The organism is Pseudoalteromonas sp. SANK 73390 (assembly GCF_054966645.1).
The window spans coordinates 1-10,346 of sequence record NZ_ARPN01000116.1 but is presented as its reverse complement, the minus strand read 5'-3'; the positions used below and the strand labels follow the sequence as shown (position 1 = coordinate 10,346).

Sequence of the window (10,346 nt, the reverse complement as noted above, 5' to 3'; positions counted from 1 at the left end):
GAGCAGTAGCTCCTAAGCTAAAGTTAATCAAAAAAACAGATGGTGGTTATCGCTTTATTCGATTGTTATTTTTATTAGATGAAGCATAAACTGGTGCAAATTTTTGAGGTTGCTTTTTTATAAACTGCCTCAATATAGTCAGTACAGCTTTAGTGCATGGATATGTGCTAAAAAATTGGACAAAAAAACCTAACTATTTGGAGAAAACAATGGGTGTATTAGTAGGCCGTCAGGCTCCAGACTTTACAGCAGCAGCAGTACTAGGTAACGGCGAGATCGTAGATAGCTATAATCTACATGAAAAAATCAAAGGTAAAAAAGCAGTTATCTTCTTTTATCCACTAGATTTCACTTTTGTTTGCCCTTCAGAGTTGATCGCTTTCGACAAGCGTTTTGAAGAATTTCAAAAACGTGGTGTAGAAGTGATTGGTGTTTCAATCGATTCTCAGTTCTCACACAATGCTTGGCGTAATACACCAGTAAATGAAGGCGGTATTGGTCCAGTAAAATATGCACTAATTGCAGACGTGAAGCACGAAATTTGTCAGGCGTATGACGTTGAGCACCCGGAAGCCGGTGTTGCATTTCGTGGTTCTTTCCTAATAGACGAAGAAGGTAATGTACGTCACCAAGTAGTTAACGATTTACCACTGGGTCGTAACATTGATGAAATGCTTCGTATGGTTGATGCATTGGCATTCCACAGCGAGCATGGTGAAGTTTGTCCTGCAGGTTGGACTGAAGGTAAAGCGGGTATGGATGCAAGCCCAGAGGGTGTTGCTAAGTTCCTATCTGAAAACGAAGGCGCGCTATAATAAGCACTTTGTTTTGTAAAACCCGCTTTTAGGCGGGTTTTTATTTTCCAACGCTCTTCTGTTGTTTCGATATTCACCATCACTTTACCCTATACTCAACTTTTGCCCCACTAAGCGCATTAGCTCTATGCTTAAATATATAAAAAGCGTACTTACTACAGGCAAGGCTAGCAGGCTCACCAATGTTAACTCATTTGCCATGACTTTTTACCTCTGTGGAAAGTATTGTTTGATTTTGAGTTAATTCAGCTGCTTGTATGTAGGCATTATCTAGGGAAAAAGAAACAGACTCACGTGTTGTGGCTTTTAACTCTTCAATGCTGCTGTGAATACTGTTCGTAATTGTATTACTTATAAGGCTAGATAATTCACTGGTTACATCGGTGTTTAGTTGATTAGCCACAGTAGATGCACTGATGCCAGATAATAGTACGATTGCTGCTAATTTCGTTGATGTTTTCATAATACGGTTCCTTTTATAAGTTAGTCGCTATAGACGTTACAAAGGTTGTGCTAGATTTTAAAAAAATATACCCAATTGTTTATTAAGGGTTTTATTTTTTGGAGTGTTAAGTTCGTAAGACTTGGCTACGAAGCTTGGCGAAAATACTAACTTTTTCGTTAACTTCGCTATAGCAATTAATCGTCCTTAACTTTGAAAAATGGCAGGGTTATACATAATTTTTCACTGTACTTGAGAGGATAATGATAAAAATTGACGAATATATTAGTGCGGTCTTTGGCAGTGATACTCCAGAAGTATTTTTATACGCAAAGCATTAAAACAGCAGGGCAATTAGTTATATCAACTGTATTAAATTTATGACCAGATATTGCGATAGGTCAATGACTTAGTAATCAGGCCCAAAGTTCGGTATGTCGCAGGGCAAGATCACGAATTTTACCTTGACTAAAACTCAGGATTGTAAGGTGAGTTCAAAATATTATCTTATTAGATTAAAGCATAACTGCCTTTTTGGGTAAGCTCTACAAAGTATGTTTTGAATAACCCAAAGTGTGTAATTGACGAATGAAGTGTTTGGCGCAAGGACAAGGAACCCCGTTGTATGGCCAAAATTGAAGGGTAATTGGTATCGATAAATGGCTTAAGGTTTTGTTAAGCGGCTAACTAAAGCGAAGGTGCGTTATAGTAAGCATTTTATTGCCAACGCACCTTGGTTATTCTTGTTGTTACCACTATTTCACCCCATACTCAGTTTTTGCCCCACAAAACGTAGTAACTCTATGCTGCCATATGCAAAAAATATACTGATCACAGGTAATGCAAGTAGGCTCACAAGCATTAACTCATTCGCCATTGTTCGTAGCCTCTTTAGCCAGTGTTGTTTGCTTTTTAGTTAACTTATTCGCTTGTGTGCTGGCATTATTTAAAGAGAAAGAAACTGACTCAAGAGTTGTTGCTTTTAACTCTTCAAGGCTGTTGTTAATACTACTGGTGATTGTTTTACTAATAATGTTAGATAATTCACCGGTTACATCGGTAGTTAATTCATTAGCATGAGTTGATACACTAGCGCCACATAGTAGTACGATTGCTGTTAGTTTAGTCACTGTTTTCATAATATTGCTCCATTTAATAAGTTAGTCGCAATAGGTATTACAAAGGTTGTGCCACATTATAAATTTATTTTATGTTATTGTTATATAATAACTTTATTCTTAATTGTATGTGACCAACTAAGCTGGTTTTGTTAAATTGACCACATCGATTGGTTAAAAGTGCTATATCTTAGCTATTATTGTTCAAGTAGTTGGTAAATTAGCTTTTTAACGGTTTCAGGCTCAAATGGTTTATCGCAAAGCGCATTAACACCAGACTGCATAATATTAGACAAGTGAGTATCATTTGCTTCTGATGTAACCATGAGAACTGGAATATGAGCATGTTCATCGCTGTTGCGAATGGTTTGGGTTAATTCTTGACCATTCACTTGTGGCATATTGTAATCAGTAACGATTAAATCAAACATATCATTTTGCAGTATATCAATTGCCTGGGCGCCATCTTCTGCTTCTGTGAAGCGGTGGGCACCTAAATTGGTTAATACTCTACGAATATGCTTTCGTGCAAGTCGTGAGTCGTCCACAATCAGTATTCGCAAGTCTTGCACGTCGTACAAGTCTAACTCTAGTTCTTGGGGTGATAAGATATCTAGAGTGGTATTAATGGCTTTGCCTAAATGGAGCTTATTAAACGGCTTAGGTAAAATTGCAATAACGCCGGATTGCTTAAATATCTCCAATTGCGCTTTTCGTGTTTCACTTGAAATCAACATAAAAGGGATAGAGTGTTCGCTTAGCTCATGGTTGATATAGTGCTGAATATCAACGGCACTACCATCTGATAAATGTAAGCAAGATATAAGCAAATCAGGAATATTATCAGCTAGTTGTTTTTTTGCATCTGCAATTGAGTCAGCAAAATCAATGTTTAGTATCCCCTCACCTTGAAGCTCTTTGGCGATGACTTTTCGTTGGGTAGGGGATGGCTCAATAAGCAAGATTGCTAAATCTGCACTTAGTAATTCGTTCATATGGCCCTGTCAAATTTGTTGTAGTCTATTTTAAAGGCATATTAACTAAACGAGCTTGTATGGGCCAGTTAATTCACAGCAGAACCGTCTAGTTAACGCCTGAACTCATCGGATTGGGGAAGATCAATTAATATGAGCACTGCGCCTTTACCGCCATATTCTAACGGCGCTTGATGCATTGCTAATATATCGGGGTGCTGAACTAAGTATTGAGGTACTTTATGTTTTAGGACATGCTCACCAATGCCATGTATTACACTTGCACAATAATAGTGCTGCTTTTTACAGGCATGGATCAATGCAGCCAGCTCTTCTTTTGCTGCATCTTTATTTAGTCCGTGTAAGTCAAGCGTTAGCTCAGGGGCAAAATCACCTCGGCGTAACTGTTTTGCTAAGTATCGATCAGCGCCTTGTTTAACATATTGCACGGTGCCATGAGTGTCTATATCAGGAATATATTCATCGGAGAAATAAAACTCTGATTGATGCTGTTTCTTTTGTGTTGCCAGTTCATTGAGTTTTGGCTTGCTAGGTGCCTTATTAAAGCGTACGGTATCTTGCTTAAATTGTTTGGCACCAGAAATCGACTGACGAAATAAATCTAAATCAGCATCATCGATTTTGGGTGAGGTCGGGCGTTGTTTTTTCATGGTGTTATTCTAATTAAAAAAAGCGTAAAAACCCAGCTTAAAAACCGCTACAATAGCGACAGTGACATAATTATGACCGAGATATTGATATGAGCGAATTCCAGGTAACAGAAGCCCTGACAGAAGAAACAGTAAATGATTTACTAACAATTAGTGATTGGCTGCGTTGGACTACTAGTCAATTCGCAAATGAAGGGTTATTTTTCGGACATGGTACCGACAATGCGTGGGATGAAGCGGTTAGTTTGGTTTTACCAATTTTAAACTTACCGCTGGATACGCCGACAGAACTCATGAGTTCGCGTTTAACACGCTCAGAGAAAGTACGTCTGTTAAGTTATATTGAAACGCGTATCGTTGAACGTACGCCGGTTGCTTACCTTACTAATCAAGCATGGTTTGCTGGTATGCCATTTTACGTAGATGAGCGAGTGCTGGTGCCACGTTCACCATTTGCGGAGTTGATCAACGATAAATTTGCACCGTGGCTTGGTGAAGAGCCGCCTATATCTCGTATTTTAGATATGTGTACAGGGTCAGCTTGTATTGCGATTGCTTTGGCACAGGTTTTTCCTGAGTCTCAAGTAGATGCTGTGGATATTTCATATGATGCCTTGGAAGTTGCTAGCATCAATATTGATGATTATATGTTGCAAGAGCAAGTGTTTGCTATTCAATCTGATGTTTTCAGCGGTATTGAAGGGCAAAAATATGATCTGATTGTGGCAAACCCTCCATACGTAGATGCCGAAGACATGGCAGATTTACCGCATGAGTTTCATCATGAACCTGAGCTAGGATTAGCGTCAGGTGAGGACGGCCTTGATGTGACACGTAAAATTTTACAACAAGCTGCATCACATTTAACTGACAACGGTATGCTATTTGTCGAAGTAGGTAACTCTATGGTACATATGGAAGCGTTGTACCCTGATGCACCATTTGAATGGCTAGAGTTTGAACATGGTGGTTTAGGGGTTTTTGCAATCTCAAAGCAGCAGTTAGTAGATTATTTTAACGACTAAGCTGATGAGTATTATTCAGGTTTAGTGGTATTGGGTGTCATTTGGAATGAGGAAATGTAATGGCAGGTAACAGCATAGGTCAGCTTTTTAAAGTGAGTACCTTTGGCGAAAGTCATGGACATGCACTAGGTGGTGTTGTCGATGGCGTGCCAGCAGGACTAGAGCTAAACGAAGCTGATTTACAAATAGATTTAGATAGAAGAAAACCCGGGCAGAGTCGTTACACCACACAACGACGTGAAGGGGATGAAATAAAAATATTGTCAGGCGTTTTTGAAGGAAAAACAACAGGTACTAGTATTGGTCTATTGATAGAAAATACTGATCAGCGCTCAAAAGATTACAGCAAAATTGCTGATGTATTTCGTCCAGGTCATGGTGATTATACCTATTGGCACAAGTATGGACATAGAGATTATCGAGGCGGAGGGCGCTCATCAGCTCGAGAAACCGCCATTCGTGTTGCCGCAGGTGGCATCGCCAAAAAGTATTTGCGACAAATACATGGTATTGAAATTAACGCTTGTTTGTCGCAATTAGGGCCTATTAAGGCAGAACTGTTTAATTGGTCTGCGGTTGAACAAAACCCCTTCTTTTTCCCTGACGAGAGCAAGCTAGAGGCACTTGATGAATATATGCGCGATCTAAAAAAGTCAGGAGACTCGATAGGCGCTAAAGTCATGGTCGTGGCAAAAAATGTACCTGTTGGATTGGGTGAGCCTGTATTTGATAGACTTGATGCAGAGCTCGCTCACTCATTAATGAGTATCAATGCTGTTAAAGGGGTTGAAATTGGTGACGGTTTTGCGGTTGTTGAGCAAAAAGGTTCTGAGCACAGAGATGAGCTTACTCCAGATGGGTTTACTAGTAATCACGCTGGTGGTGTATTAGCGGGTATTTCAACGGGGCAGGATATTGTTGCTTCAATTGCTTTAAAACCCACTTCAAGCATCACGATACCCGGTCAGAGTATTAATACGGCTAACGAATCTATCGAGATGATAACGAAAGGTCGTCACGATCCCTGTGTTGGTATCAGAGCAATTCCCATAGCAGAAGCCATGATGGCTATTACCTTAATGGATCACTTATTAAGGCAAAGAGGCCAAAACCCGGATGTAAATTTACCGCATGGGCCTATCAAATAAAGGGCAGATTACTAAGTTAATTATTTATACTTATAACAACCATATATTGATCATATATGGTTGTCTACCACCTCTAATAGGAACATACCTTTTACGCTCTGATGTACTCAATACTGTGTCGACTTTTCACTTTATACAGAACGGGTAATGTACAAACAGTTAGTTGTAGTTACTGGGTTAATTCATTATTTTTTATTAAGTTAGGTGATATTCTTTAATAGCAAAAATTAAACTGTAGGCATTTCGGAATCATCCCTCAGTTGTTTTATTAAACGAAACTTAGGCGGCGGCTATCGTCTAGAGAAGTGACATAAGTAACTTCAGGTTTCTATTTATCAAGTAGCATCAACAGGGAAGTGGTTACCACTGAACGAGACTTTATCGATTATGACTCATCAATGAGTTAGTAGCTTGAAGTTAACTTCCAATTTGTTGCAATTTTAATCTATTAACTGCTACATATCGTATTGAAAAAATAAATACGGACTCTAATTATGAAAAAATTAACTTTAGCAGGTGCTTTTGCAACTATTGCAGTTGCTTCTTTGAATACGTGGGCAAAAGTCGAATTTAAAATACAGCAAATTTCTAGCAATCTCCATGTTCTCTATGGCCAAGGGGGCAACATCGCAATCAGCACAGGAGAAGATGGCATCTATCTTGTAGATGATCAATTTGCAAAACTTAGTGAGGATATTAAAAAGCAAATCAGCCAACTTCAACCTGGTGCACCTGAATTTGTGATCAACACTCACCATCATGGTGATCATACCGGAGGTAATGAAAACTTTGCTAACGCGGGTAGCCATGTAATTGCCCATCATAATGTTTATAATAGATTAAAAGAAAAGCATGGAGAAGGGTCAAGCTACCTTCCTGTTATCAGTTTTAGTAAAGATTTAACACTGCATTTTAATGGTGAACATGCTCATTTATGGCACTTTGCTCATGCACATACAGATGGTGACGCAGTAATTTTTTATAAAAACGCTAATGTTGTACATATGGGTGATATTTTCTTTAATTTAAATAGTTTGCCATTTGTCGATGTGGATAGTGGCGGTAACTTAGATGGCTTAATTAAAGCTGTTGAGGCAACCGTTGAGCGTATCGACGATAAGACAAAGGTTATCCCCGGTCATGGTCCTGTTACAGATAAGCAAAGTTTAACCTCATATCTTGCGCTATTAAAACATGCAAAGCAGTTAATGTTAGCGTCAATGAAAGAGCACAAAACTTTAGAGGCAATCCAAGCGGCAAGGCCTTTAGCCCCATTAGGACTAAGCTATTCAGGGTGGTTGCCAGAAACACGGGTCACTAAGTTATATTATAGAAGTTTGTCCCAACATGTTCAGACAAATTAGTTTAGGCAAACTTAGTTAGCATACACCCAGAAGAGTCATTAAATTAAGTACTACCCTGCTCGGTGCAAGAGCAGAGTAGTGCAATGGTTTTACTTATCTGTAGTTGAAATTATTTATACAGGTTCATCTAAAGTTACTAAGCTATCAATACATGCTTTTACTGCCTCTTTGGTTGCTCGTCTATTCTCGCCATGTTGAATAAACTCTTCTAGTGTTACGCTATTATCGATGTTTTCATCCATGGTTGAAAATACGTCAGTCTGGTGAGAGGTTAGAGTATTGGTTATTTCAGTCAGGCTAATACCGCCGCTGTTATCTGTATCTAATTGAGTAAATTTACTTTCAGGTGCTGCGAAGTGGCTGACATCTGGGACTATTATATTGCTACCTTCGGTTGCATCTTTTGTATCCTGTACACATTGTACGATATCGGCCGCAAACTCAGACAAGTCAATGCTATGACGTTTTTTGGCTAAGTATTCATCTAACTCTATTTCAGAACTGGTATTTGTGTCTGCACGATCGAGTTTCTTTTGTGCTCTAGAGTTAATATTTGCAAGTAATTCGTTAAGGGTGAGGACTGCGTTTTGGTCAGCATCTAGTTTTATAAATACGGCTTCTGGGGCTTTGTGTCTGCCTTTACCTCCTTTTTTGGCTTCTGCATGGGCGCTAACAGTGAGTGTGGTTAAAGTAGCGATGGCGATTGCTGTATTAATAATTGAACGTTTCATAATCAATTTCTCTCGTTGCTTTGGTTAGTCTAAATCGCAACAGCAGCTAATTCAAAATACAATCGAATTTTCAGCTGTGTTGCTTGGTTGATTAATAAGATGGGAGACAATTGTGCAAAGAATGTGATTATTAATTACCTTTACAAAAAATTACATTAGATAGGCAGAATGCTGCTTGCTAACAAAGTTTATTTTTAGTCAATTCAAGGTTTAAATACTATACAAAGGCATACATATTGCTTGATTAATGTGCAACAACGTCAGCAATCTATCAAGGAGATAACCATGCTGCTTTTTAACGGTATAAATGAACCAATTAAGAAAAGTACAATAGCAACGAAAAACACTCAATTGAACCATCTTGACAAGAGACAAGAATTTGCTAAAGAAATGGCAAGTACCCAGCCCTCGTCTTTGAGTGAACAGTTGCGCAATAAAGATGTTTCAACCTATTTACGTAACCAAACCTTTCTGGAAAAAGCTCAAGAAGCGGCACTTTTACAGCGTATGGGAGTAAACAAGGAAAAGCTTGAAGAACTAAAAGAACAACTTGAAGCACTGGATAAGATGTTGGCTGATGGGACGATATCACAGGAGGCTTATCAAGAACAAAGAGCGGTTATTGAACAAGAAATTGCGAAAGAATACGAGCAAGCTCAAAAGAGAAGGGAAGAGGAAGAAAAATCTCAAGGCAAATTATAATACTAATTTTATTAACACAGTGATCATTATAGCGAGCTAAAATGACGGTAGTGTTTAGAAATCTGTGTCATTTATTTAATGCAATTGGTATAAAACAATAAAAAGGAGCATTTTGCTCCTTTTTTGATTATCTAAGCACTATCTCAGGATAGAAACTAAGACTGTTAGCCATGATAGTTTTCACACGCTTCAAGTGTATTCTCAATTAAGCTTGCTACTGTCATTGGACCAACGCCGCCGGGTACAGGGGTAATAAAGCTTGCATTTTGTTCAGCGATACCATATTGCACATCGCCGACTAGCTTGCCTGATTCTAGTCGGTTAATACCAACATCAATAACAATGGCACCTTCTTTAATCCAATCGCCGGGAATAAATTCAGGTTTACCGACCGCAACGACCAGTAAATCTGCACGTCTTACATGCGCTTCCAAGTCTTGAGTAAATTTGTGACATACGGTGGTGGTGCAACCTGCAAGTAGCAACTCTAATGACATTGGGCGCCCGACAATGTTAGACGCACCAACAACAACGGCATGCATACCTTTATACCTAACAGCTGTTGAATCAAGTAGCGTGATTATACCTTTTGGCGTACAAGGGCGCAGAGCAGGCATTCTTTGTGCTAAACGACCAATGTTATATGGGTGAAAACCATCCACATCTTTATGTGGATGAATACGCTCAAGAATTTTCTCTGCGTCTAATCCTTTTGGTAAAGGTAGTTGTACAAGTATGCCGTCAACTTCAGGGTCACTGTTGAGAGAGTCAATCAGTTCGAGTAACTGTTGCTCGTTAGTATCTCCGGGTAAGTCAAAGGATTTTGAAATAAAGCCGACTTCTTCACAGGCTTTGCGCTTTGAACCGACATAAACTTGACTTGCTGGGTCTTGTCCTACCAACACTACTGCTAGCCCGGGAGCACGCGAACCTTGCTCAACGCGCTCGGCAACACGTTTTTTTACTGTATTACGTACTTGTTTGGCGATTGCCTTACCATCAATGATGTTTGCCGTCATGGGTGACCTTTATTGGAATTAAAAACTTGAACGAATATGAGCGTATAGGGGTTAAGCTCAAAATACTACTACTATAACCGCAGCAGAAATGCCATTTTCTCAGAAAATAATGGATGCGCCAAGCTGATATATGCTTTTTAAGGCATTGAACCGCATTATATTGTTGCGATAGTCGAGAAAACTGTATAAATTTCAGCTAAGTGATCTGCTTTTTATACATTTTGTCGTAAAAGTAGCCACTTGAATGTTTTTTTTGAAAAAGTGTTTGACCTAGTACGGTCAAATCACTATTATGCACCCCGTTGTCAACGAGCACTGCTCAAAACAACAAATGGTA

The 10,346-nt window shown here is 39.0% G+C and carries 11 protein-coding genes; 5 read left to right on the top strand and 6 right to left on the bottom strand.

The features are described from left to right. The first annotated feature begins 209 nt into the window (after window positions 1-209). The gene (locus SANK73390_RS16250; protein WP_462767342.1) at window positions 210-815 is read left to right on the top strand and encodes a peroxiredoxin C; all 606 of its coding nucleotides are present in this window, start codon (window positions 210-212) and stop codon (window positions 813-815) included. Between the two features lie 190 nt (window positions 816-1,005). Here the strand turns inward: SANK73390_RS16250 and SANK73390_RS16245 are convergent, their stop codons facing one another. From SANK73390_RS16245 to smrB, 4 genes are all read right to left on the bottom strand, one after another. Beyond that, window positions 1,006-1,278 carry a hypothetical protein gene (locus SANK73390_RS16245; RefSeq protein WP_462767340.1) on the bottom strand — a complete coding sequence of 91 codons (273 nt, stop codon included), beginning with the start codon at window positions 1,276-1,278 and terminating at the stop codon, window positions 1,006-1,008. Between the two features lie 845 nt (window positions 1,279-2,123). Beyond that, window positions 2,124-2,396 (bottom strand): hypothetical protein, encoded by a 273-nt coding sequence (locus SANK73390_RS16240; protein ID WP_462767338.1) that lies wholly within the window; start codon window positions 2,394-2,396, stop codon window positions 2,124-2,126. Between the two features lie 176 nt (window positions 2,397-2,572). Beyond that, window positions 2,573-3,370, bottom strand: a complete 798-nt coding sequence (locus tag SANK73390_RS16235) for a response regulator (protein WP_261627068.1) — start codon at window positions 3,368-3,370, stop codon at window positions 2,573-2,575. A 92-nt stretch (window positions 3,371-3,462) separates the two neighbouring features. Continuing rightward, a complete protein-coding gene (smrB, locus tag SANK73390_RS16230; RefSeq protein WP_261594842.1) occupies window positions 3,463-4,020 on the bottom strand; it encodes an endonuclease SmrB in 558 nt (185 codons plus the stop codon). Window positions 4,021-4,109: 89 nt separating this feature from the next. Between smrB and prmB the strand changes: the two genes are divergently transcribed. The 3 genes from prmB (at window position 4,110) to SANK73390_RS16215 (ending at window position 7,557) form a co-directional block, all read left to right on the top strand. Beyond that, window positions 4,110-5,045: a 50S ribosomal protein L3 N(5)-glutamine methyltransferase gene (gene prmB, locus SANK73390_RS16225; protein ID WP_462767334.1), complete on the top strand. Its 936-nt coding sequence runs from the start codon at window positions 4,110-4,112 to the stop codon at window positions 5,043-5,045. Window positions 5,046-5,104: 59 nt separating this feature from the next. Next, window positions 5,105-6,193, top strand: coding sequence for a chorismate synthase (aroC, locus tag SANK73390_RS16220; RefSeq protein ID WP_261627064.1), 1,089 nt, complete (start codon window positions 5,105-5,107; stop codon window positions 6,191-6,193). Between the two features lie 494 nt (window positions 6,194-6,687). Next, window positions 6,688-7,557, top strand: a complete 870-nt coding sequence (locus SANK73390_RS16215) for an MBL fold metallo-hydrolase (protein ID WP_462767331.1) — start codon at window positions 6,688-6,690, stop codon at window positions 7,555-7,557. Window positions 7,558-7,670: 113 nt separating this feature from the next. Here the strand turns inward: SANK73390_RS16215 and SANK73390_RS16210 are convergent, their stop codons facing one another. Then, window positions 7,671-8,288 carry an EF-hand domain-containing protein gene (locus SANK73390_RS16210; RefSeq protein ID WP_462767328.1) on the bottom strand — a complete coding sequence of 206 codons (618 nt, stop codon included), beginning with the start codon at window positions 8,286-8,288 and terminating at the stop codon, window positions 7,671-7,673. Window positions 8,289-8,573: 285 nt separating this feature from the next. Here SANK73390_RS16210 and SANK73390_RS16205 point away from each other — a divergent pair, with 285 nt between their 5' ends. Continuing rightward, window positions 8,574-8,990, top strand: coding sequence for a hypothetical protein (locus tag SANK73390_RS16205; protein ID WP_462767326.1), 417 nt, complete (start codon window positions 8,574-8,576; stop codon window positions 8,988-8,990). A gap of 164 nt (window positions 8,991-9,154) precedes the next feature. On the opposite strand, the gene folD is transcribed toward SANK73390_RS16205, so the two are convergent. After that, window positions 9,155-10,009, bottom strand: a complete 855-nt coding sequence (gene folD, locus SANK73390_RS16200; protein ID WP_462767324.1) for a bifunctional methylenetetrahydrofolate dehydrogenase/methenyltetrahydrofolate cyclohydrolase FolD — start codon at window positions 10,007-10,009, stop codon at window positions 9,155-9,157. Window positions 10,010-10,346 lie beyond the last annotated feature (337 nt).